The 23,298-nt window shown below is 45.9% G+C and carries 19 protein-coding genes; 15 read left to right on the top strand and 4 right to left on the bottom strand.

Annotated features, from left to right (window positions below; all coding sequences use genetic code 11):
• Positions 1-194 precede the first annotated feature (194 nt).
• Genes EUBC25_RS00410 through EUBC25_RS00395 form a run of 4 tightly spaced genes read left to right on the top strand, consistent with a single transcriptional unit; the run spans position 195 to position 4,913 of the window.
• On the top strand, positions 195-1,037 hold the full coding sequence (locus EUBC25_RS00410) for an ABC transporter permease (RefSeq protein ID WP_230106293.1): 843 nt from the start codon (positions 195-197) through the stop codon (positions 1,035-1,037).
• Entirely contained in the window at positions 1,034-2,926 is a 1,893-nt protein-coding gene (locus tag EUBC25_RS00405) for an extracellular solute-binding protein (protein WP_230106292.1), read from the top strand. Before EUBC25_RS00410 ends, EUBC25_RS00405 begins: the two co-directional genes overlap by 4 nt.
• A gap of 23 nt (positions 2,927-2,949) precedes the next feature.
• The gene (locus EUBC25_RS00400; RefSeq protein WP_230106291.1) at positions 2,950-3,567 is read left to right on the top strand and encodes a flavodoxin family protein; all 618 of its coding nucleotides are present in this window, start codon (positions 2,950-2,952) and stop codon (positions 3,565-3,567) included.
• A 14-nt stretch (positions 3,568-3,581) separates the two neighbouring features.
• On the top strand, positions 3,582-4,913 hold the full coding sequence (locus tag EUBC25_RS00395; RefSeq protein ID WP_230106290.1) for a replication-associated recombination protein A: 1,332 nt from the start codon (positions 3,582-3,584) through the stop codon (positions 4,911-4,913).
• 74 nt (positions 4,914-4,987) lie between these two features.
• Here EUBC25_RS00395 and EUBC25_RS00390 read toward each other — a convergent pair whose 3' ends face one another.
• Positions 4,988-6,337, bottom strand: a complete 1,350-nt coding sequence (locus tag EUBC25_RS00390) for a uracil-xanthine permease family protein (protein WP_230106289.1) — start codon at positions 6,335-6,337, stop codon at positions 4,988-4,990.
• A 186-nt stretch (positions 6,338-6,523) separates the two neighbouring features.
• Between EUBC25_RS00390 and EUBC25_RS00385 the strand changes: the two genes are divergently transcribed.
• The 3 genes from EUBC25_RS00385 to EUBC25_RS00375 are packed head-to-tail and all read left to right on the top strand — an operon-like array spanning position 6,524 to position 9,490.
• On the top strand, positions 6,524-7,396 hold the full coding sequence (locus tag EUBC25_RS00385) for a DegV family protein (protein WP_230106288.1): 873 nt from the start codon (positions 6,524-6,526) through the stop codon (positions 7,394-7,396).
• Positions 7,397-7,401: 5 nt separating this feature from the next.
• The gene (locus EUBC25_RS00380) at positions 7,402-8,331 is read left to right on the top strand and encodes a DMT family transporter (protein WP_230106287.1); all 930 of its coding nucleotides are present in this window, start codon (positions 7,402-7,404) and stop codon (positions 8,329-8,331) included.
• Positions 8,332-8,365: 34 nt separating this feature from the next.
• Entirely contained in the window at positions 8,366-9,490 is a 1,125-nt protein-coding gene (locus EUBC25_RS00375) for a DUF362 domain-containing protein (RefSeq protein ID WP_230106286.1), read from the top strand.
• A gap of 3 nt (positions 9,491-9,493) precedes the next feature.
• Here the strand turns inward: EUBC25_RS00375 and EUBC25_RS00370 are convergent, their stop codons facing one another.
• Together EUBC25_RS00370 and EUBC25_RS00365 are read right to left on the bottom strand one after the other, a co-directional pair.
• Positions 9,494-11,284: a vWA domain-containing protein gene (locus EUBC25_RS00370; protein ID WP_230106285.1), complete on the bottom strand. Its 1,791-nt coding sequence runs from the start codon at positions 11,282-11,284 to the stop codon at positions 9,494-9,496.
• Between the two features lie 98 nt (positions 11,285-11,382).
• Entirely contained in the window at positions 11,383-12,297 is a 915-nt protein-coding gene (locus EUBC25_RS00365; protein WP_230106284.1) for an AAA family ATPase, read from the bottom strand.
• Positions 12,298-12,532: 235 nt separating this feature from the next.
• Here EUBC25_RS00365 and EUBC25_RS00360 point away from each other — a divergent pair, with 235 nt between their 5' ends.
• The 5 genes from EUBC25_RS00360 (at position 12,533) to EUBC25_RS00340 (ending at position 18,509) form a co-directional block, all read left to right on the top strand.
• Positions 12,533-14,005: a carbon starvation CstA family protein gene (locus tag EUBC25_RS00360; protein WP_230106283.1), complete on the top strand. Its 1,473-nt coding sequence runs from the start codon at positions 12,533-12,535 to the stop codon at positions 14,003-14,005.
• A gap of 108 nt (positions 14,006-14,113) precedes the next feature.
• Entirely contained in the window at positions 14,114-15,904 is a 1,791-nt protein-coding gene (locus tag EUBC25_RS00355) for an ABC-F family ATP-binding cassette domain-containing protein (RefSeq protein ID WP_230106282.1), read from the top strand.
• A gap of 124 nt (positions 15,905-16,028) precedes the next feature.
• The gene (gene ilvN, locus EUBC25_RS00350; protein ID WP_230106281.1) at positions 16,029-16,586 is read left to right on the top strand and encodes an acetolactate synthase small subunit; all 558 of its coding nucleotides are present in this window, start codon (positions 16,029-16,031) and stop codon (positions 16,584-16,586) included.
• A gap of 56 nt (positions 16,587-16,642) precedes the next feature.
• Positions 16,643-17,662, top strand: coding sequence for a ketol-acid reductoisomerase (gene ilvC / locus EUBC25_RS00345; protein ID WP_230106280.1), 1,020 nt, complete (start codon positions 16,643-16,645; stop codon positions 17,660-17,662).
• A gap of 205 nt (positions 17,663-17,867) precedes the next feature.
• On the top strand, positions 17,868-18,509 hold the full coding sequence (locus EUBC25_RS00340; RefSeq protein ID WP_230106279.1) for a type I phosphoribosyltransferase: 642 nt from the start codon (positions 17,868-17,870) through the stop codon (positions 18,507-18,509).
• 90 nt (positions 18,510-18,599) lie between these two features.
• Here EUBC25_RS00340 and rpsT read toward each other — a convergent pair whose 3' ends face one another.
• On the bottom strand, positions 18,600-18,863 hold the full coding sequence (gene rpsT, locus EUBC25_RS00335; RefSeq protein WP_230106278.1) for a 30S ribosomal protein S20: 264 nt from the start codon (positions 18,861-18,863) through the stop codon (positions 18,600-18,602).
• A gap of 183 nt (positions 18,864-19,046) precedes the next feature.
• Here rpsT and gpr point away from each other — a divergent pair, with 183 nt between their 5' ends.
• The 3 genes from gpr (at position 19,047) to EUBC25_RS00320 (ending at position 23,289) form a co-directional block, all read left to right on the top strand.
• Entirely contained in the window at positions 19,047-20,003 is a 957-nt protein-coding gene (gene gpr, locus EUBC25_RS00330; protein ID WP_230106277.1) for a GPR endopeptidase, read from the top strand.
• A gap of 90 nt (positions 20,004-20,093) precedes the next feature.
• Positions 20,094-21,275, top strand: a complete 1,182-nt coding sequence (locus EUBC25_RS00325; RefSeq protein ID WP_230106276.1) for a stage II sporulation protein P — start codon at positions 20,094-20,096, stop codon at positions 21,273-21,275.
• Positions 21,276-21,366: 91 nt separating this feature from the next.
• Positions 21,367-23,289: a DNA gyrase/topoisomerase IV subunit B gene (locus tag EUBC25_RS00320; protein ID WP_230106275.1), complete on the top strand. Its 1,923-nt coding sequence runs from the start codon at positions 21,367-21,369 to the stop codon at positions 23,287-23,289.
• Positions 23,290-23,298 lie beyond the last annotated feature (9 nt).

Here is a 23,298-nt window from a genome sequence, read left to right as displayed (position 1 = left end):
ACCAGAGCGTTGACATCAGCGTTGACTATGATTTTGAACCGGAGGATGTAAAAGAAGGGGTATACCAGATCACATTCTCCACAACAGGACGGGAACTGAAGATCCATACTACTGACTACTCGGAAGAGGGACAGGAGGTAGGTCTTACCTTTTTCCCGGAAGATATTCATGTTATGTCCAGGGGGGTATACTAAATGAAAAGATTTTCACAGTTGGCAGTGCCATATATTATATGGGCGGCGCTTATGCTGGTGCTTCCCATGGCATTGATCGCCGTGTATTCCTTTATGGAGCAGGGAAACAGCATTATATCCTTTTCCTTTACACTGGATCACTATATCAAATTTTTTACAGATAAGGATTTCCTGCTGATCCTGTGGCGTTCAATCTTTATTGCGTTGAAAACAACAGTTATCTGTCTGATCCTGGGCTATCCTGTGGCATATTTTATTGCCAGAAGCCGGGAAAAGGTGCAGAATATCCTGATTCTGTGCGTGACGATCCCCATGTGGATCAACATGCTTGTCCGTACCTATGCATGGATCGGACTTTTGAGTGAAGGGGGTCTTGTACAGAGATTCCTTGGCCTGTTCGGTCTTGGCAATACTGAGCTTTTATATACGGAAGGATCTGTCCTTCTTGGTATGGTCTATAACTTTCTGCCCTTTATGGTTCTGCAGATCCAGACCTCTTTAAGCAAGATGGATCACTCTCTTCTGGAAGCCAGTGCAGATCTGGGAGCCGGCCCTGTCCAGACATTCGGGCGGGTAACGCTGCCGTTGTCCCTTCCGGGAGTGATCAACGGGATTACCCTCGTATTTCTTCCGGCAGTCAGCTCATTCTTTATCCCGAAACTTTTGGGAGGAGGGCAGTATTTCCTGATCGGAAATATGATTGAAAACCAGTTTATCACTGTAGGTGAATGGAATTTCGGAAGCGCCATTTCTATGATCATGGCAGTTATTATGATGCTGCTGATGATGGTAGTGCGCAAAATAGAGATCCATAACCAGGGAGGAAAGGGGGAGAGAGTATGAAAAAAGGAAAACGCCCTTTTGGCAAGGTGCTCATGATCCTGACGATCATCTTTTTTTACCTGCCTATTGTGTACATGGTGATCTTTTCCTTTAATGATGGAAAGTCACTGACAAGCTTTACAGGCTTCTCTCTTCGCTGGTACAAACATATGCTGGAATCACAGGATATGATGACAGCGCTTTATACTACTTTCAGCGTGGCGCTGATCGCAACTTTTGTTTCCACGGTAGTAGGAACGATTGCAGCGATCGGGCTAAGTAAGGCAAAGAAAATTGTCCGGGATGTGATGGAGCAGGTCAACAATCTGCCGATGATGAATCCGGAAATTGTGACTGCTATAGGATTTATGCTCTTATTTATTACTTTTAAAATAGAAAAAGGCTACATGACTATGCTGCTTGCCCATATCGCGTTCTGTATTCCCTATGTTATGCTGTCTGTTATGCCTAAGATCCGCTCCCTGGATCCCAATCTGGCGGATGCGGCTATGGACCTTGGGGCAACGCCCTGGAAGGCGCTGACGAAAGTTATTGTTCCGCAGATTACGCCGGGTATTGTTTCAGGAGCACTGATCGCATTCACCATGTCAGTGGATGATTTCATTATCTCCTATTTCGTAACCGGAAGAGGGGTAAAGAACTTAAGTATTGTTGTGTACACTATGAGTAAACGTGTGAATCCAAGTATTAACGCAGTGTCCACCCTCGTAGTTGTGATCATTACAATTGCCCTTCTTATTATCAATATTGCTCCTTTGCTTGCGGCAAAACGAAGCAGCAAGGATGTAATAGGCAAGAGAAGAAGGATCCTTCCGGCGGCGCTGGTATGCATGGCGCTTATTATAGGAATATTTGCTGTTAATATGCGGGGAACAGGCACCGCAAGACCGTTTGAGGGACAGACTCTTCATATCTACAATTGGGGAGAATATACAGGAGAAAATATTATCGGTGATTTTGAAGAGGAGACCGGGGCTACCGTCGTTATGGAGAATTTTGATTCCAACGAGCAGATGTATATTAAGGTGGCAAATGGGGAATCCTATGATATTTTAGTTCCAAGCGATTACATGATACAAAGGCTGATCGAGGAAGACTATCTGCAGAAACTGGACAAATCCAAACTGGACTGCTTTGACAAACTTTCCGATGCGGTGCTGGGTCTGCCTTATGATCCTGATAACGACTATTCCGTACCTTATTTCTGGGGAACGGTGGGTATTGTATATGATAAAACAAAGGTGGATCTGGAAGATCTGGAACGGGAAGGATTTAATATTTTCCTGGATGAGAAATACAAAGGAGACGTATATTTGTATGATTCTGAACGAGACTCCTTTATGATGGCGCTGAAAGCTCTCGGATATTCCATGAACACAGAAAATGAGGCAGAGCTTCAGGAGGCCTATGACTGGCTGGTACAGTGTGTGGAGACAATGGATACGGAGATTGTGACAGACGAGATCATTGACAATATGGCTCAGGGAAGAAAGGCGTTGGGACTCATTTATTCCGGTGACGCATCCTATGTCATGGCAGAAAATGAAAATATGGGTTACTATATGCCGGAATCAGGTACGAACCTGTGGTCAGACGCGATGGTTATTCCGAAGAACGCCAAAAACCCGGAACTCGCCCATGCATTTATTAATTATGCAAGCGACTATGACGGAGCATATGACAACTCCAGCTATGTCGGCTATACGTCGGCTAACCAGGAGGTTATGGATGTGCTTTCAGGAGAAGGCGGAGACTATGAGGGAATCAATGCCTACATTCCTCGGACAGATAATGAAAATGATGAAGTTTTCGTGTATAATGAAGATACAAAGAAAATCATCAGTGATCTGTGGAGCCGTGTAAAGATTGCAGCAAGCAACGCAGGTTAGGAAAGAGAGGAGCAAAAAGCAGTATGAAAGTATTAATGATCAACGGAAGCCCTCACGCACAGGGAAACACAAGCATCGCACTTCAGGAGATGGAGAAAATCTTTGCCCAGGAAGGAATTGAGACAGAAGTTCTCCATGTGGGAAATCAGGATATCAGAGGATGTATCGCCTGTCATTCCTGCATGAAGAATGGAAAATGCGTGTTTAATGACAGTGTGAATGAGGCGGCTGAAAAGTTCCGGCAGTGTGACGGCCTGGTTGTGGCAAGTCCGGTATATTATGCTTCCGCAAACGCCACGTTGATCGCTTTTCTGGATCGTCTGTTTTACAGTACGCCTTTTGACAAGGCTATGAAAGTAGGAGCAAGTGTTGTAGTGGCAAGAAGAGGCGGACTTTCTGCAACGTTCGACGAACTGAATAAATATTTTACGATCAGTGGGATGCCGGTGGCCTCCAGCCAGTACTGGAACAGTGTGCACGGACGTCTGCCGGGCGAAGCTGCCCAGGATGAAGAAGGGCTGCAGACAATGCGTACGCTGGCAAGAAATATGTCTTTTCTCATGAAGAGCATTGCTCTTGGAAAAGAGAAATACGGACTTCCGGAAAAAGAACCGAAGCAGTCTACAAATTTTATACGATAGAAGGATTGTAAATCATGGAACAGATGACTTTGTTTGACGAGCGTCAGGAGATGGTGCCCCTGGCTACACGCCTTCGTCCTTCCTCTTTGGAAGAATTTGCAGGCCAGGAGCATCTTTTGGGAAAAGGGAAGATATTAAGACAGCTGATCGAAAGGGATCAGATTTCCTCCATGATCTTCTGGGGTCCTCCCGGAGTAGGCAAGACGACACTTGCCAGTATTATTGCAGGGAGAACAAAAGCAGAGTTCATTAATTTCAGCGCTGTCACCAGCGGGATCAAAGAGATACGCTCTGTGATGGAAGCGGCGGAAATGAGCCGGAGAATGGGGAGAAAAACTCTTCTTTTTGTAGATGAGATCCATCGGTTTAACAAAGCACAGCAGGATGCGTTCCTGCCTTATGTGGAAAAGGGAAGCATTATTCTGATCGGCGCCACTACAGAGAATCCTTCTTTTGAGGTAAATGCAGCGCTTCTTTCCAGGTGCAGGGTCTTTGTTCTGAAGGCGCTGGGGGAAGAAGATATCCTAAGATTGTTAAAGCATGCACTGGAAAGCCCCAAAGGATTTGGTATGCAGAGAGTACAGATAGAAGAACCCCAGCTTTTGGCTATTGCCTCGTTTGCAAATGGGGATGCCAGGACAGCATTGAACACGCTGGAAATGGTGGTTTTAAATGGCGAGATTTTAGCGGATGGCACTATTCATGTCACGAAGGAGGGAATGGAACAGTGTATCAGCAGAAAATCTCTTCTCTATGACAAGACAGGGGAGGAACATTATAATCTGATTTCCGCCCTTCATAAATCCATGCGGAACAGTGATCCGGATGCGGCCATTTACTGGATGTGCCGGATGTTGGAAGGAGGGGAAGACCCCTTATATATTGCAAGGAGGCTGATCCGATTTGCCAGTGAGGATGTAGGAATGGCGGACAGCAGGGCTCTTCAGGTGGCAGTAGCAGCGTATCAGGCCTGTCATTTTCTTGGAATGCCGGAATGCGATGTCCATTTGACACATGCAGTCGTCTATCTTGCCATGGCGCCTAAGTCCAATACTCTCTATACGGCATGTGAGGAATGCAAGAGGGATGTGAAAGAGAGGCGGGCAGAACCGGTTCCGCTCGTCCTTCGCAATGCGCCAACCTCTCTTATGAAAGAACTGAATTACGGGAAAGGATATGAGTATGCCCACGACACAGAAGAAAAGCTGACTCATATGCAGTGCATGCCGGATTCCATGGCGGACAGAACGTATTACCATCCCGGAGATCAGGGGGAAGAAAAAGCAGTAAGAGATCGGCTGGAAGCAATAAGGCTGTGGAAAATGGGCAGCGATCAAACAGAATAGTAACAAAAAGTCAGGCACAAAGAGGAGTCTTTGTGCCTGACTTTTTGTTATCATTATCTTTGCTTTGCAAATAGTTAGCTTTGAGGTTTTTCTGCTTCTTTTGGCAGGATGACATTCAGGATAATAGCCATCAGTGTAGCAACAACTACCGGTGAGCTTCCGAATACCGTTGTCACCCATTCCGGGAAAGAGGCCAGAGAAGCGGAAGCCTGGGTAATGCCCATACCAAGGGCAACAGAAAGTCCTACGATCGAAGTATTGCGGAAGTTCATTTCCTGCTGGAAGATCAGCTTGATCCCTGTCATGGCGATGGAGGCAAAGACAGAAATGGTGGCGCCGCCCAGCACACATTGAGGAATAGTAGTTAAAAGACCGGAGAATTTCGGCACAAAACCGGCGATCATCAGGATAATAGCAGCAAGTCCCAGCACGCACCGGTTAATTACCTTTGTAGTGGTAACGATACCGACATTCTGACTGTAAGTTGCAGTCGGAAGTCCGCCGAAAAAGGCACAGAGGATATTGCTGATTCCGTACATGATGATACCGCCCTGGAGTTCTTTATCTTCCGGCATACGGTTCATACTTCCGGAAGTGGTTGCAGAGAAGTCTCCGATGGCCTGGATAGAATTAATGGCAAACAAAAGTCCGATGGCCACACAGGCGGAGGGTTCAAAGCTTATAGAAAAATGCAAAGGCTGGGGAAGCTGGAAAAGCCCCGCCGACTGAACCCCTGACAGATCCACCAGCCCGAAGGGGATAGCGAGAAGATATCCCGCAATGATACCGATCAGAATGGAAGCTAACTTCAGGAATCCTTTTGCAAAATGATTCAGACCTGTCACAACTGCAAGGGTAAAGAAGGCTACCAGCCAGTTCTGCCAGGAACCATAATGATCACTGGAAGTTCCTCCTGCCATGTAGTTGACAGCAGTGGGATACAGAGAAAGTCCGATGGTGAAAACAACAGTTCCGGTTACAAGGGGCGGGAAAAGGACTCGGATCTTCTTGATGCAGAAGCCTACTATGATGGCAATGACGCCGCCCACAACCTGTGCTCCAAGGATGGTGGCAATATCGTAAGTTCCGGCAATCGCCTGCATGCTCGGTACATAGGCGAAGCTGATTCCCAGAATGACCGGGAGGGCGCTGCCCAGCTGAAAATTCCTGAATTTGATAAAGGGGAAGAGCTGAAGCAATGTGCTGATAGCGGAACAAAACAGAGCAGCCTGAATAAGGATGACCCTGTCACCGGCATTGATGCCGGCGACTCCGGCAACGATAATAGACGGAGTGACACACCCCACGATCATGGCAACTACATGCTGAAGAGCCAGAGGCAGTGCCTGCCCGAAAGAGGGGATGCCGTTCAGCTCAAAAACGGATGCATGTTTTTGTGTGACAGATGAGTTTGAATTTGACATAATTTCCTCCTGAGTAAAATATAGATTTACCTTTTGTTTCTATTAGTAAAGAAAATGAAGATAGAAACTACCTTATTACTTTATCACTAATAGGGGAAAATGCAAAGAAGAAAATCTGCTGTCTGGTAAATTTGTACGGAATGAGATATAATGGATGAGATGTATAAGCATGAGGAGGAATATCAAATGGCAGATTATGTAATTACAACAGATTCTAACTCTGATGTGCCGGAAGAGTTTCTGAAAGAAAATCAGATTCCTGTTATACCGCAGTATTATATGTTCGGCGATACAGTGTATGGTGATGAGCTTAAGATGGAGCCGAAAGAATTTTATGAGACAATGCGTAAGGGTGAGCTTCCTAAATCTATGGCAAATAATCCGGAGGTAATCCGTGAAACGTTTGAAGCAATCCTGAAAGAAGGAAAGGATATTTATCACATTGCTTTTTCCAGTGCACTAAGCGGAAGCTGCGGAAATGTACAGATAGCCGCAAGAGATCTTATGGAGAAATATCCCGGAAGAAGGATCCTTGTATTTGATTCTCTGAATGCCTCTCTTGGAGAGGGAGTATCTGTGTTCAGAGCAGTACAGCTTAAGAAGGAAGGAAAGACACTTGATGAACTGGACGCGGTTCTCCGGGAAGAAAGAGAGTGTATCAATGTGATTTTTACTGTGGATGATCTTCATCATCTGCAAAGAGGGGGCAGAGTATCTAAAACGACGGCAGTTGTAGGAAGTGTGATCAATATTAAACCTTTGCTTACTGTCACCGCCGAAGGAGAACTGAAGTCAGACGGGACAGTAAGAGGACGGAAAAAGGCTTTGAAGACTTTAGTGCAGCGGATGGAGCAGAGCCTGGATACTGAAAAGTTCGGAAAAGACAGAATGGTAGCCATTGTTCATGGAGACTGCCTGAAAGAGGCAGAGGAAGTGGCGCATTATGTCAGAGAAATGGGCTTTGAAAAAGTAGTGATCAATGACGTAAGCCCAAGTATAGGGACTCATGCAGGACCGGGAGTAGTGGGTCTGATCTTTTACGGGAAAAAGGTTGGATAACATACATGGAAAACAGATTTACAAATATGGAGCGAAGAGAGAATCTCCGGGGGATGTCGATTGCCCTGATCGGCGGAATCTTCTGGGGGCTGGCCGGAGTGTTCGGACAGTATCTCTTTGAGTACAAGGGGACAAATGCCAGATGGCTCGTCAGTGTAAGACTTATCATTGCAGGCCTGCTGTTGCTTTCTACAGTATGGATCAAACAAAGAGATACCTTCTGGAAAATATGGACAAGAAAGAGAGATGTCCTGACTCTGCTGCTTTTTTCTGTGTTTGGAATGGCGGGATGTCAGCTTTCCTATTATACGGCAGTAGAGCTTTCCAATGCCGGTACTGCTACTGTTCTGCAGTATACTGCTCCGGTCATGATCCTGGCTTTTGAGGCCGTAAAAGACCGGAGAAGACCGGATAATTTTGAAATTGCAGCCCTTATATTTGCGCTTGTGGGAACATTTTTTCTCGCTACGCACGGAAACATTCAGTCTATGGCCCTATCAACGGACGCCCTTATCTGGGGGCTGATGTCGGCAGTCATGATGGCGGTTTATAATCTGCTTCCTATCAGGCTGATGAAAGAATACGGAACATTCTGTGTGATCGGCTGGGGAATGTTTGCAGGAGGCATTATACTGTCAGTATTTACACATCCATGGCATGTGGCCGGTCAATGGGATCTGCAGGCGGTTGGGGCCCTTGCAGTGGTTATTGTAGTAGGAACGGTCCTTTCCTTTTCATTTTACATGGAAGGAGTTCGAATGATAGGGGCCGCAAAAGCGAGTCTTTTGGCGTCGGCCGAGCCTGTTACAGCAACGATTGCTTCTGTGCTTATGATGCATGTGGCTTTTGCGGGAATGGATCTGATCGGTATTATCGGTATTTTAACGGCGGTTCTTTTATTGTCTGCACCGGGACTCAAAAAGGCGGGCCGGTAAGATAGAAAATAGATGGGTAAAGGAGAGGAATAGAATGGAAAAATCAAAAGTTTATTTTACGGATCTTCGTGCACTTCCCGGTACAAACCTGCCGGGCAAATTGCAGAAATTAATGAAAAGAGCAGGAATTGGAGAGATTGATTTTGAGAAAAAGATGGTTGCGATCAAGATACATTTTGGAGAGCCCGGCAATCTGTCCTTTCTCCGTCCTAATTATGCAAAAGCAGTTGCGGATGTAGTAAAAGAGCTGGGAGGGAGGCCTTTTCTGACAGACTGTAATACGCTGTATGTGGGACGCCGCAAGGATGCACTGGAACATTTGAGCGCCGCCTATGAAAATGGTTTTAATATTCTGTCTACAGGCTGCCATATCATTATTGCAGACGGCCTGAAGGGAACGGATGAAGTGTATGTACCGGTAGAAGGCGGAGAACTTGTCAGGGAAGCAAAGATCGGCCGTGCCGTTATGGATGCGGATATTTTTATAAGTCTGAATCATTTTAAAGGACATGAGGCGACCGGATTCGGAGGGGCGCTGAAAAATATCGGAATGGGATGCGGAAGCCGGGCCGGTAAAATGGAGCAGCACAACAGCGGAAAGCCTACTGTAGACAGAGAGCACTGCGTGGGATGTAAAGTCTGTTCCAAAAACTGCGCCCACGGAGCGATCTCTTTCCCGGAAAACAAGGCAAGCATTGACCATGAAAAATGTGTAGGATGCGGACGCTGTCTGGGGGCATGCAATTTTGACGCCATTTATAATGAGAACAGTTCTGCTGTGAAGGAACTGGATATGAAGATTGCAGAATATACCAAGGCAGTCATTGACGGACGTCCGAATTTCCATATCAATCTTGTGATAGATGTGTCGCCGTACTGTGACTGCCATGCAGAAAATGACCTGCCGATCCTTCCGGATGTCGGTATGTTTGCGAGCTACGATCCGGTTGCACTGGATCAGGCCTGCGCAGATGCGTGCAATGCACAGCAGCCGATCCCGGGAAGTCTCCTGGATGACAATATGCATGCCAGCGATTTCTGTGATCACCATGATCATTTCACGAATACCACACCGGAAAGTGAATGGCAGACCTGTCTGGCGCATGCGGAGAAGATTGGCATCGGAACGCGGGAATATGAGCTGATAGAAGTAAAATAGGTTTTATAAAAGATTGGATGAGGCGTCGGTATATACCGGCGCCATATTCAGTTTTTGGATCTGTTTCTGGATCAGCAGCCCGGCAGCCCGGGAAAAGTGTTCTATTTTCTCGATGCGGACAAAGTCATTCCCGAATATGTTCTTTGCAGCAGCCGCGTCGCCGTCCTCACCAGTAAGTATAGCGCATACGTGGATTCCTGCTTTTCGAAGCGCGCGTACTTCTCTGGCTGTGTCGTCAATCCCTGCCTGCCCTGAATAATCCCTGCTTACGTGGGAAGCGCCGGGTGATCCCAGGGGAATGCGGTGATCGTCGTTGGGACTTGCATCTGTCAGGATGATCAGGATTTTATTCCTGGCAGGAGAGGAGTGCATCAGCTCTCCAGCGCCTCTTAGGGCAAGCCCGTCCCTGTTCCAGCCGGCAGCAAAGTAGCGGAAGAGAGAACGGCAGTCCCCGGATATTCCGTCGCTGTATTGGAGAAAACGGTTCATTACAGTAAAGCCGCGTATACTCAGATAAGAGTATACCTGTACAGGGATACCGCATTTTTGCAGACTTTTGGCAATGACATAACCCTGGCAGGAGATGAGTTCCTGATATTCCAGGCGGGAGGCAGACGCATCCAGCATCAGATCCACAGAAAAATCAACAGAGTTTTCTTTCAAAGTGTCAGTAAATACTCTTGGATCATTAAGATACAGACCCCGCCAGATCAGGCCGGGACAGAAACGGCCGCTTCTGGCAGGAAGGGGCAGAGACTGAGGATATACCAGCAGAGCGTTTTTGATCTGTTCCGTCAGATGAAGAATACTGTTCCGGTAAAAGACCCGACGGCTTCTGTAGTGGGCCAGGTTTTGCTGATATTGCCTGTGGGCATCAGACCGGACTTTCTCCACAAGGGGATCTGTATCCGGGACAGAGGAGAGTTCTCCGTCTGTAAAATGAAGATGACAGTTCCGGTGTGCCAGTGTGCAGAGACTCTGCTCGATCGCTTCATTTTCCGCATCTGTATAGATGGATCTTCCAAAACATCCTTCTATATAGGAAAAATCTTCCGGAGAAGAAAACTGCTTCTTTCCAATACCGCCTTCCCGGATGGTGAGACGTCCTCCTGTCCGGGAAGGACTGACTCCGGTGAGAAGATATTCAGTGCGGACTGTTTTTGAGGGAAGGTGTCTTAACATACGCCGTTGAAAAGATGATCTTAGTTTTTGAAAGAAGGAAGGTTTTGCAAGGTTTTCCCGGAAGAAAAAATATTTTCGGAAAATAAGGAGAGACTGATCGTAGATTTCCTGCGTGTTCATATTACCGCTGTACTGCAGATCACGAAAAAGATTCCGCTCCCATGGATTGAGAAGGGAAGCTTCTTTGCCAAGTACAAGCCGGCATCTGGCTGCCTGCAAGGCATAAACCAGGCTGTTTTGAGCCATCCACTGCTGGCGGGAACGGAACTGTTCCTGCTCAAAAAAGAGACGGGCGTGCTCCAGGCGTAATTCCTCAAGAACCGGACGCTGTTTCACTTCCTTTTCGTAAACGCAGTTTTCCAGCGCAACCCACAAAAGGCCATCCAGTGTTTCATGGAAAAAAGAGCGGCCGGCAAGATCAAAAAGCCGGTTTATGATTTCCGGCTCATACCATTTCCGGACATATCCGATGATTGAGTTCATATAAAAATCGGGCGTTCCATCCTGGAAAAAGGAGAGGAAAGCCGGTGTAAAGCTGTAATCTCCAGCGGCGGTCCAGACGATGTTCATGGCACGCCGCTGCTCTTTTGAAACGGAATGTTTTTGCTGCATTGTATTATCCTGCTTCTTGCTGTAAATTTGTTTTTTCAATCTGGTTATGGCCGGCAGCCGGGCGTCTCTTCTGAAGAATACCGTAATGCGGCCCGAATCTACAAGTCAAATAATTTTCCGGGGTCTGTTTTGGCAGAAAACCGGGAGGAGATGATATCCCGGACCAGTGACTGCTCATAGGGATCCGGGGTTTTACCGGTGATACCCATATGAAGGGCAGGATATACCTCAAGTCCGCCTTCTATCATGCGAAGGGCGCCTATGAGTCCGCGGAGGTCCAGTACTTTTTCTGTCAGTTCACCGCTTCTGCATTTGGAACGGATATCCAGGAAAAGAGCAGTGAACTGCTTTCGATATTCTTTGCGGAGAGAGGGAAATTCTTTTTCAAGAAGTTTCTCTAAATTTTCAGATTCAATTTCCGGCATCTGCAGTACCATGAAACGGGAAGAGAGGGCTTCATTCACTTCTCTGGTTCCGGCGTAGCCGTAATTCATAGTGGCTATGAAGCGGGAAGCTTCGTGGATCTTTATCGGTCCGTATCCCGGGATCTGAATGGATTTCCTGAAATCCAGAAGGGAGTGAAGGACGGCCAATGCCTCGTTGCGTGCCATGTTGATCTCATCCAGTATGCAGAATCCTCCGGCAGAAGCGCATTGGCATACCGGACCGGGACGAAAGACAACTTCCCCGTTCTGGAAGGTATCTGTTCCGAGCAAAGAGGAGGCGTCTGTATTGATGTGAAGGGAAACGTTCCAGACGGGACGTCCGAATACAGCAGCCAGATTTTCTGCAAGGACATTTTTGCCTGTGGCTTTGGCTCCGGCCAGCAGGAGATTTTCGCCGGCCAAAAGAGCGTGCGCAGCCTGCTCCCATACTTCTTTCCCATAATAGAAATATCTGGGCGGAACAGCAGCTGTTTCATCAGGCAGAAACTGCTTCCTGTAATCCCGGATTCCATTGAGAACGCCGGGAGATATATGTTCTTCTTCGAGATAAGTAAAATAATCAGTCACGGTATTTCCCCTTTTCCTGCTGGTATTTATCCGGACAGTCGTACATCGGACTTTGTCCGGATCTGACAGGAGTATTATAACACTTGAGGACTGTGATGAAAATATGATCAATTTAACCATGACAAATTTAACATCACGATGAGGATAAATTTGCACCTTTACTTTTAGAAAATGCATTGTTATACTGTTGAGTTGTGTGAAAAATCATATGGAAATGAGAAAAGGAGGGATTTATATGATAACTTTTATCATTGGTCTTGCAATTCTTTTTGTAGGGGCAGCTCTCTATGGAAAGTTCTGTGAGAAAGTATTCGGTCCTGATGACAGGAAAACACCTGCCTACTCCAAACAGGACGGGGTTGACTATGTTCCTATGCGAGAGTGGAAAAACAGTCTGATCAACCTTTTGAACATTGCAGGTACCGGACCGATCCTGGGACCGATCCAGGGTATTTTATTCGGACCTATTGCTTTTATTACAATTCCTATCGGGAATATCATCGGCGGTGCGATGCACGACTATTTTTCCGGTATGATCTGTCTGCGTGACGGCGGTACACAGATGCCGGACATGATCCGCAGATACAGCAATAAGGGCGTATATACGGTATATCAGATTTTCTGCAGTCTGCTGCTTCTTCTGGTAGGAGCGGTTTTCATCTATACGCCTGGAGATATTGCGGCAACACAGGTGTTTGGTTTTGACGGAAAGGCAACTTCTGTATCTACATGGGTGATCTATGGAGTTATTTTCGTTTACTATCTGATCGCGACAGTATTTCCGATCGACAAGATCATCGGACGTATCTATCCGATTTTTGGAGCAATTCTCCTGTTTTCTGCAATCGGAGTATTTGTCGGCCTTTTTGTAAAGGGGTATCCGCTGATGGAGCTGTGGGATAACTGGAACGGCGTTCTTGTTCCTTACGGAGATTATTTCAGCGCCAATCATTTCATTCCGATTTTCTTTATTACAGTAGCCTGTGGTATTTTGTCCGGATTCCACTCTACACAGACAGCCATTATTTCACGTACCATGAAGAGTGAACGCCAGGGCCGCATGACTTTCTACAACATGATGGTTCTGGAAGGATTCATTGCAATGGTATGGGCTGCAGGAGCTATGGGGGCTTACAACCTTGGCCTGCAGGCAGCGGATGCTTCTCTGGCAACCGCAACTATCGGTGTGATCTGTAAGGATATTCTTGGAAATGTCGGCGGTATCATTGCGCTTCTTGGAGTCATTGTGCTTCCGATCACATCAGGAGATACGGCGCTTCGTTCTCTCAGACTGGCAGTTGCAGATGCGTTCCATCTGGATCAGACAAATGTGAAAAAGCGTTTGTCCCTGGCCGCGGTGATCTTCATTCTTGTGGCGGTAATTCTTGTATTTGCAAAGAGCAATGCAGACGGATTCAATATTTTGTGGCGTTACTTTGCATGGTCCAATCAGACGCTGTCTCTGTTTGCATTCCTGGCAATCTCTGTCTGGATGTTTGAAAACAATAAGGCTAAATTCGTCTGGATGCCTATGATTCCGGGGGTATGGTATGCATTTGTCACAATTACATATATCGTGAATGCAAAAATCGGATTTAATGTACCATGGGGCGGCGCATATGCGATCGGTGCGGCAGCGGCGATCATCTACGGCGGCATAATTATCTGGTACGGTAAAAAACGCGCTTCACAGAAGAAATTTATCTGATGGCAGATAGATGAACGGATATGAAATGAGAAAGAGGGCAGGGCTTTACAAGTTCTGTCCTTTTCTTTATGATTAATGTGAAAGACATACAGGCGGAGGAACGACACAATGAATTTTATAAATATTGAACATATCAGTAAAATATATGGCGGAAAAACGATTTTTCAGGATGCTTCCTTTGGGATCCAGCAAGGGGATAAAATAGGAATCGTGGGGATCAACGGAACAGGAAAGACGACACTTCTTAGGATGACGGCAGGCCTGGCAGAACCTGACGAAGGACAGATTGTTAAACAGAATGGAATGAAAATGGCATATCTTCCACAGATGCCGGAATTTCCTGCAGAAGCTACTGTGCGTTCCTATGCTTTTTCAGGAGAGCAGGATTATGACTGGAAAGTACAAAGTTATCTGACGAAGCTTGGCATTACTGATTTCGAGGCCGGGATTGCCAGCTTATCCGGTGGTCAGAAGAAAAGAACAGCTCTTGCTAAGGTGCTTGCGCAGTCATTTGATGTGCTTCTTTTGGACGAGCCTACCAACCATCTGGATGAAGAGATGATCCTGTGGCTGGAAGATTACCTGAAAGCTTTTCGAGGAACAATCCTGATGGTGACCCACGACCGTTATTTCCTGGATAAAGTTACAACAAGGATCCTGGAGATCGAAGGAGGGAAGCTGTACAGTTACGATACCGATTATTCAGGCTTCCTGGAACGTAAGGCGCAAAGAGAGGAGAGGGAACTGGCTGCAGAGCGGAAGAGAAAAAGTGTCCTTCGCATGGAGCTTGAGTGGGCCAGCAGAGGATGCAGGGCCCGCACGACCAAGCAGAAGGCGAGACTTGACAGACTGGAGGCTTTAAAGAATGCGAAAAGCCCTGCCGGGGAGGTTAAAGCACAGATTGATTCTGTTGAGACAAGGATGGGAAAGAAAACGATAGAACTGTATGACGTCAGTCATTCCTATGGTCAGCGTCAGCTGATCCGGGATTTCAGCTATATATTCCTGAAAAATCAAAAGGTAGGAATTGTGGGACCCAACGGGTGCGGGAAATCTACGCTGCTCAAGATCATTGCCGGATTGATCCGGCCTGATGCAGGCAGAAGAGAAGTGGGTGAGACAGTAAAGGTCGCCTATTTTTCGCAGGAACTTCCTGAAATGGATGACAGCCGGCGTGTGATAGACTATGTAAAGGATATAGGGGAGTATATTCAGACCACAGAGGGGCGGATCACGGCATCGCAGATGCTGGAACGTTTTTTGTTTACTCCGGATATGCAGTATGCTCCCATTGAAAAGCTTTCCGGTGGGGAGAAAAAGAGACTTTTTCTTCTCGGGATTCTACAGTCTAATCCGAATTTCCTTGTGCTGGATGAATGTACCAATGATCTGGATATTCCTACGATGACGATTTTGGAGGATTATTTAGCCTCTTTTGTGGGAATTGTTGTGACGGTGTCCCATGACCGGTATTTTCTTGATAATGTAGCGGACAGGATACTTGCCTTTGAAGAAGGCGGAATATTGAGACAATATGAAGGAGGCTACACGGATTATATCAGTGCCCGGGATGCTGATCAGAAGAAAAAGAGTGTTGGATCGTCAGAAAGTGAAAAAGAGAAAAAGGCGGAAACAGTCCGGCAGTGGAAGGAGAACCGCCCGTCCAGATTAAAGTTCAGCTATAAAGAGCAGAAAGAATACGAGACAATCGACAGTGATATTGCACTGCTGGAAGAAAAGCTGCAGAAACTGGAAGGGGAGATAAATGAAAATGCCACCAATTCAGTAAAACTGGGTCAGCTTATGAAGGAAAAGGATGAGACAGAAAATTTACTGGAAGAAAAAATGGAGCGCTGGGTTTATCTGAATGATCTGGCAGAGAAAATCGCTCTGCAGTGATACGTTTTCAGAAAATACAGTTATGAAGTTTCCGGAAAGCTATTGACAAAGGGGTAGGAACTTGTTATTATAAAAAAACAGAACGCACTCTGTTTTTGCAAAAAGAAAGAAAAGAGGTGCTTGTATGAAACGAGTTTTTTCGTTGCTGGTAGATAATACACCAGGTGTGTTAAGCCGTATTTCAGGGCTGTTCAGCCGAAGGGGCTACAGTATTGACAGTATTACAGCAGGAGTAACTGCAGATCCCAGATTTACAAGGATCACGATTGTAGCAAGCGGAGATGAACTGATCCTGTCACAGATTGAAAAGCAGGTACGCAAGCTGGAAGATGTCATTGAAATCAAAGTGCTGAAGGAAGGGGAGTCTGTATACAGGGAACTGATCATGGTAAAGATCAGAGCCAATGCTTCCGAGAGAGCAGAAGTCATATCCCTGGCCGATATTTTCCGTGCCAAAGTAGTGGATGTGGAAAAGGAATCACTGATGCTTGAGCTGACTGGAAATCAATCCAAACTGGAGGCCTTTTTGAATCTGCTTGACGGGTATGAAATACTGGAACTTGCCAGAACCGGAATTACGGGGCTTTCCAGAGGTATACGGGATATCACCTGTATTGACGAGAACGGCCAGAAATGGACATGGAGTCCGGATGAGGAGAACAGACAAAATACAGCAAGCTAAAGGAGTTTCCTTTAACGAATATAAAAAAGAAATCAAAATTTTAGGAGGAATGCAACATGGCAGCAAGAATTTTTTACCAGGAAGACTGTAATATGGCAGCACTGGAAGGACAGAAAATCGCAATTATCGGATATGGAAGCCAGGGACATGCACATGCCCTGAACCTGAAAGAATCAGGATGCGATGTTATTATCGGTCTTTATGAAGGAAGTAAATCCTGGGCAAAGGCAGAGGCACAGGGATTCCAGGTTTATACAGCAGCAGAGGCTGCAAAACAGGCTGACGTGATCATGATTCTGATCAATGATGAGCTGCAGGCTGATATGTACAAGAAGGATATTGAGCCAAACCTTGAGGAAGGAAATATGTTGATGTTCGCTCATGGATTCAACATTCATTTCGGATGTATCAAACCTCCGAAGAATGTGGATGTTACAATGATCGCTCCGAAAGCTCCGGGACATACTGTAAGAAGCGAGTATCAGGCTGGAAAAGGAACCCCTTGTCTGATCGCTGTTGAGCAGGATGCAACAGGAAAAGCATGGGATCGTGCACTGGCTTACGGACTGGCTATCGGCGGAGCAAGGGCAGGACTTCTGGAAACTACATACCGTGTAGAGACAGAGACAGACCTCTTTGGAGAGCAGGCTGTTCTGTGCGGCGGCGTATGTGCATTGATGCAGGCAGGTTTTGAGACATTGACAGAAGCCGGATATGATCCGAGAAACGCATATTTTGAGTGTATTCATGAAATGAAGCTGATCGTTGACCTGATTTATCAGAGCGGTTTTGCAGGAATGAGATATTCTATCTCTAACACAGCAGAATATGGCGATTATATTACAGGACCGAAGATTATTACAGAAGATACAAAGAAGGCAATGAAGAAAATCCTTTCAGATATCCAGGATGGTACATTTGCAAAAGACTTCCTGACAGATATGTCTGATGCGGGACGCCAGGTACATTTCAAAGCAATGAGAAAACTTGCTGCAGAGCATCCGGCAGAAAAGATTGGTGAAGAAATCAGAAAACTTTACAGCTGGAACGGCGAAGACAAACTGATCAACAACTAATTTATACTGAAATTCAAAGGAAAATGAAAAGATACGTGCGGATGATGCGCGTATCTTTTTTGGTTCGATAGGAAACTCTTTGTTCTAAATTTATCTGATAATAATGAATTTTTGGATTATTTATGATAAAATACAAATCAGATATTAGATTTTCAAAGAATCCAATTTAAGAAAAAATGAAAAGCAGAAAGGAGGAGTTTTAGTTATGGACATTCAGTTTGAAGATCTGCGCTCATGGAAAAATCCGAAAGCACGTGTAAAGATTATGAGAGGACATTTTGTTACGACTCATTCCCACGTCAATACCTACATTGATCTGTCAACCATAAAATCACGCTGTAATAATGCTCGTGAGACAGCAAAAGTGCTGGCAGAGCCATATCTTTCCTCGGTTGAGATTGATACGATTGTCTGCCTTGACGGTATGGAAGTGGTGGGTACTTTTGTGGCAGATATACTTTCCAGACCGGGAACGGTATCTTTGAACAGCGGAAAAAATATTTCTCTTGTCACACCAGAGTTGAATCAGATGGGGCAAATGATGTTCCGGGACAATACAAAACGTATGATAGAAGGACAGCAGACACTGATCATAGCAGGACTTATTACTACCGGAAAAACGATGATGCAGGCAATTGAGAGTGTTCTTTATTACGGCGGAAGAGTCAATGGTATCTGCGCTGCTTTCAGCCAGGTATCCAAGGTGGCCGGAATGGATATCAATGCGGTGTTTACACAGAAAGATGTGGCAGGTTATGAGAAATACGCTAACGGAGATTGTCCGATGTGCGCGGCCGGACAGAAGATAGACGCTTTTGTCAATAGTTTTGGACATTCGTCAATTTAGATTATAGCGTCAGTGTAGACTGACGCCAGCAAAAAACAAAGACAGCCACTGACGGTATGGCTGTCTTTGTTGTGTTCTTTCATTTTATGATTAAGCAATTCCGTTTACAGCTTTTGCTAAACGGGAAATCTTTCTGGCGCATGTGTTTTTATGATAAACACCCTTGCTTCCTGCTTTGTTGATCTCTACAGTAGCAATTTTAAGAGCTTCTGCAGCAGCAGCGGCATCTTTATTTGCAACAGCTGTTTCAACTTTCTTTACACAGGTTTTTACTTTAGATTTGATTGCCTTATTTCTAGCAGCCTTTGTTTCGTTTACTAAGATTCTCTTCTTAGCAGATTTAATGTTAGCCAACTTGTCCACCTCCAAATAATACTATTTCGATGATCTCGATTTCCGATTCGTTAGAGCCGGACACGGACAGTCTAACGAAACATACTCATTCATTTTATGCCAATGATTCCGGGATGTCAATACATATTTCGCAAATATTTGTAAAAACTATAGGAAAAACAAGACTGAAATGAGGGTGCCAAAATGATTGAGAAGTACAGTATTCGGACAGATCTGGCTTTAGAGCAGAAAGAGCGTTTCGAGGCGGATAACGTAGAGATCCCGGGGGTTGTTCTGGAAGAAAATTATGATGAGGAGAGGGAAATCAGAGTCACGACTGTGAGAATTACAACAGAAAACGGGGCCCGCACCATGGGAAAGCCTGTAGGGAATTATATTACACTGGAGGCGCCAAAACTAGCTGTGCCGGATGAAGATTATCACAGGGAAGTATCGGAAGAAATGGAATGTTTTTTACGGCAGCTTCTTCCCGCCGAAAAGAAAGACTGTTCCGTACTTGTAGCGGGGCTTGGAAACCGTCAGGTAACTCCGGATGCGCTGGGGCCCTATGTTGCGGATAATCTGAATATTACAAGACATATTGTAAAAGAATATGGAAAATATGCGATGGGGAAAGATCGGGTTGATCCTTTGAGCGCTATTGTACCAGGAGTTATGGGACAGACCGGGATGGAGACAGTGGAGATCATACGAGGAGTGGTGAAAGAGACAAAACCGGATGTGGTTATTGCAGTAGATGCCCTGGCAGCCCGCAATTCCAAAAGGCTGAACCGGACGATCCAATTGTCTGATACAGGGATCAATCCGGGTTCCGGCGTAGGAAATCACAGGAATGCCATTACGAAAGAAACTGTGGGAGTGCCGGTCATTGCCATTGGAGTACCTACCGTGGTGGATGCAGCAACGATCGTAAGCGACGCCATGGAAAGTCTGATCCGGGCCATGGAAACATCAGATACCCTAAAAGGAGTAGGGGTGGTCCTGCAGGGATATAATGCGGCGGAAAAGTATGAACTGGTAAAGGAACTGATCGCACCCCACCTGAACGGGATGTTTGTTACTCCGAAGGATGTGGATGAGACGGTGAAGAGGATCAGCTATACTATTTCCGAAGCTCTGAATCATTTGTTCGGATCGTAATGAAAACGAAGGATCCGACCTGCTTCATTCTTTCATAAAACGGAACCGGAGGTCATATAGTGGTAAAAGATTCAGTAAGCAGGTGAGAAAGTGAAGAGGAAATGGAGGCTTAGCAGAATCGGAATAATGTGCATTTTGGTTCTGTTACTGGGATATGCCGTTGTACAGGCAGGTGTAAAACCCTGGAAATGCGGAGGAGAGAAAATAAGCGGAGCACTTTTTGGGCATGTGGAGGAGGTCTGGCTGCCCGGCTTTTTCTATGAGGAGAAAGGCAGACAGTTCTCCCTGCCCGATATGGTTGCAAGAAGCACCTCGCTTCTTGTTCCGCTGGGATCTTATGTAGAAGAAAAGGAAGGAGGCGGTACAGATGTGGAAGATGCGGCTACCTATGAAATGATATTAAGCCGGCAGGCCCATGATGAAAATGAAGTCGGAGCGGATGGAAAACTGATCAGTGGAAAGGACGATTCGGCGGAAACGATACATACATCCGGGACGCCGATTGATACTTCTATTGAAAAAATGAGCGATTTTAATTATCTTCTCAGTAATTTTTATACAGTGGACAGCACTACTATGATTCGGCCTGACGAGCTGAAAGGCGGGGAGCTGATGGCAAAGAACATGAAGATCGACCAAAGTCAGGAGGGACCGAAGATCCTGATCTATCATACCCATTCACAGGAAATGTTTGCCGATTCGGTACAGGGTGATGAGTCCACCTCGATTGTGGGGATCGGGGATTATCTGACAAGTCTTTTAAATGATACCTACCATATTCCTACCCTTCATCATAAAGGCGTATACGATCTGATCGACGGAAAGCTGGACCGCAGCCTTGCATATGATATGGCTAAACCGGATATTCAGAAGATCCTGGAAGAAAATCCCACTATCGAGGTAGTGATCGACCTGCACAGAGACGGCGTGGGGGAAGGAACTCACCTTGTAACGGAAGTAAACGGAGAACAGACTGCTCAGATCATGTTTTTCAACGGTCTTAGCAAGACAAGAGCCAATGGAGAGATTGATTATCTGGCGAACCCTTACATACAGGATAACCTGGCTTTTTCCCTTCAGATGCAGGTGGCTGCCAACAACAGATATCCGGGATTTGCAAGGAGGATCTACCTTAGGGGCTACAGATATAATATGCACTTTATGCCAAAGAGTCTTCTTGTGGAAGCAGGGGCTCAGACAAACACAGTACAGGAAATGAAAAACGCCATGGAAGTTCTGGCGGATCTTCTCAATACGGTGCTGACAGGCTGAGGCAGAAGGGTGTTTTTGTTTGCACAACCCTGTATTTTATGCTAATATTGGAATGATATGGTGAAAAATCAGGAGAAGGGGTAAAAGCGATATGGCAAAGAAAAATACCTATGATGCAGATAGCATTGCCATACTGGAAGGTCTGGAAGCAGTGCGGAAACGTCCGGGAATGTATATAGGAAGCGTTTCCACAAAAGGATTGAATCATTTGATCTATGAGATGGTGGACAATGCGGTGGATGAACACCTGGCAGGATACTGCAGTGAGATCCATGTGGTCCTGGAAAAGGACGGATCCTGTACAGTAAGCGATAACGGGCGGGGCGTTCCGGTAGGTATGCATGCCAAAGGCCTGCCGGCGGCGCGTATCGTCTATACTACTTTGCATGCCGGCGGAAAATTTGATGATTCAGCTTATAAGACGAGCGGTGGACTTCACGGCGTAGGTTCCTCTGTTGTCAACGCGCTCTCATCCTATATGGATGTGGAAATCAGCAGGGAAGGATATGTGCATCACGACCGCTATGAGAGAGGAATCCCTGTCATAGAGCTGGAGGACGGACTTCTGCCCAGGATTGCAAAGACAAGAAAAACCGGGACAAAGGTAAACTTCCTTCCGGACGATACGATCTTTGAAAAGACCCGCTTCCGGGGAGAAGAGGTAAAGAGCCGTATGCATGAGACGGCTTACCTGAATCCTTCTTTGACAATTATATATGAAGACAGACGGGGCAGTGAACCGGAGAAGATCACTTATCATGAGCCGGATGGAATTCTGGGATTTATTAAAGAACTCAATGAAAAGAAGGAAATCATCCATGAGCCGGTTTATTTTAAAGGAGAGGCGGAAGGCATTGAGGTGGAAGCCGCCTTTCAGTATGTCAATGAATTTCACGAAAATGTGTTGGGATTTTGCAATAATATTTATAACGCCGAGGGCGGCACACATCTGACCGGATTTAAGACAACCTTTACGACGGTAATGAATCAGTATGCAAGAGAACTCGGCATTTTAAAGGAAAAGGACAGCAATTTTACAGGAGCGGATATCCGCAACGGAATGACAGCCATTATTTCCATTAAACACCCGGATCCCAGATTCGAGGGACAGACAAAGACCAAGCTGGACAATCCTGATGCGGCAAAAGCTGTCAGCAAAGTGACCAACGATGAGATCGTAAGGTATTTTGACCGGAATCTGGAAAACCTGAAAAAGGTTCTTTCCTGTGCGGAAAAAGCGGCAAAGATACGGAAGACAGAAGAAAGGGCCAAGACAAACCTTCTGACAAAACAGAAATATTCCTTTGACAGTAACGGGAAGCTTGCAAACTGTGAGAGCAGGGATGCTTCCAAATGCGAGATATTTATTGTGGAGGGAGATTCCGCGGGAGGATCTGCCAAAACAGCAAGAGACAGAATGTATCAGGCAATCCTGCCCATCCGGGGGAAAATCCTCAATGTGGAAAAGGCGAGCATTGATAAGATTCTTGCCAATGCCGAGATCAAAACTATGATCAATGCTTTCGGATGCGGATTTTCGGAAGGATATGGCAACGATTTCGATATTACAAAGCTGCGGTATGATAAGATCATTATTATGGCAGATGCAGATGTGGACGGAGCACATATTTCCACGTTGCTTTTGACATTGTTTTATCGGTTTATGCCGGAGCTGATCTATGAGGGACATGTGTATATCGCCATGCCGCCTCTTTACAAAGCCATGCCCAAAAAAGGCGAGGAAGAATATCTCTACGATGATAAGGCACTGGAAAGATACCGGAAAACCCATGAAGGACCATTTACCCTCCAGCGATACAAAGGCCTTGGAGAAATGGACGCAGAGCAGTTATGGGAGACAACCCTCAATCCAAAGACAAGGATCCTGAAGCTGGTAGAAATAGAAGACGCCAGAATGGCTTCCGGCGTAACAGAGATGCTGATGGGAAATGAAGTGCCTCCCCGACGGGCTTTTATTTATGAAAATGCCACAGAGGCAGAGCTTGACATTTAGAAGGGAGAA

This window comes from Claveliimonas bilis (assembly GCF_020892095.1).
GTDB lineage: Bacteria > Bacillota > Clostridia > Lachnospirales > Lachnospiraceae > Claveliimonas > Claveliimonas bilis.
The sequence above is the reverse complement of the archived record's forward strand: the minus strand, read 5'-3'. Positions and strand labels throughout refer to the sequence as shown.

What these genes read in the sequence shown, in the direction of transcription:
- EUBC25_RS00410 (WP_230106293.1), top strand. Translation starts at nt 195, where the DNA reads ATGAAAAGATTTTCACAGTTGGCAGTGCCATATATTATATGGGCGGCG.
- EUBC25_RS00405 (WP_230106292.1), top strand. Translation starts at nt 1,034, where the DNA reads ATGAAAAAAGGAAAACGCCCTTTTGGCAAGGTGCTCATGATCCTGACG.
- EUBC25_RS00400 (WP_230106291.1), top strand. Translation starts at nt 2,950, where the DNA reads ATGAAAGTATTAATGATCAACGGAAGCCCTCACGCACAGGGAAACACA.
- EUBC25_RS00395 (WP_230106290.1), top strand. Translation starts at nt 3,582, where the DNA reads ATGGAACAGATGACTTTGTTTGACGAGCGTCAGGAGATGGTGCCCCTG.
- EUBC25_RS00390 (WP_230106289.1), bottom strand. Translation starts at nt 6,337, where the DNA reads ATGTCAAATTCAAACTCATCTGTCACACAAAAACATGCATCCGTTTTT.
- EUBC25_RS00385 (WP_230106288.1), top strand. Translation starts at nt 6,524, where the DNA reads ATGGCAGATTATGTAATTACAACAGATTCTAACTCTGATGTGCCGGAA.
- EUBC25_RS00380 (WP_230106287.1), top strand. Translation starts at nt 7,402, where the DNA reads ATGGAAAACAGATTTACAAATATGGAGCGAAGAGAGAATCTCCGGGGG.
- EUBC25_RS00375 (WP_230106286.1), top strand. Translation starts at nt 8,366, where the DNA reads ATGGAAAAATCAAAAGTTTATTTTACGGATCTTCGTGCACTTCCCGGT.
- EUBC25_RS00370 (WP_230106285.1), bottom strand. Translation starts at nt 11,284, where the DNA reads ATGCAGCAAAAACATTCCGTTTCAAAAGAGCAGCGGCGTGCCATGAAC.
- EUBC25_RS00360 (WP_230106283.1), top strand. Translation starts at nt 12,533, where the DNA reads ATGATAACTTTTATCATTGGTCTTGCAATTCTTTTTGTAGGGGCAGCT.
- EUBC25_RS00355 (WP_230106282.1), top strand. Translation starts at nt 14,114, where the DNA reads ATGAATTTTATAAATATTGAACATATCAGTAAAATATATGGCGGAAAA.
- ilvN (WP_230106281.1), top strand. Translation starts at nt 16,029, where the DNA reads ATGAAACGAGTTTTTTCGTTGCTGGTAGATAATACACCAGGTGTGTTA.
- ilvC (WP_230106280.1), top strand. Translation starts at nt 16,643, where the DNA reads ATGGCAGCAAGAATTTTTTACCAGGAAGACTGTAATATGGCAGCACTG.
- EUBC25_RS00340 (WP_230106279.1), top strand. Translation starts at nt 17,868, where the DNA reads ATGGACATTCAGTTTGAAGATCTGCGCTCATGGAAAAATCCGAAAGCA.
- gpr (WP_230106277.1), top strand. Translation starts at nt 19,047, where the DNA reads ATGATTGAGAAGTACAGTATTCGGACAGATCTGGCTTTAGAGCAGAAA.
- EUBC25_RS00320 (WP_230106275.1), top strand. Translation starts at nt 21,367, where the DNA reads ATGGCAAAGAAAAATACCTATGATGCAGATAGCATTGCCATACTGGAA.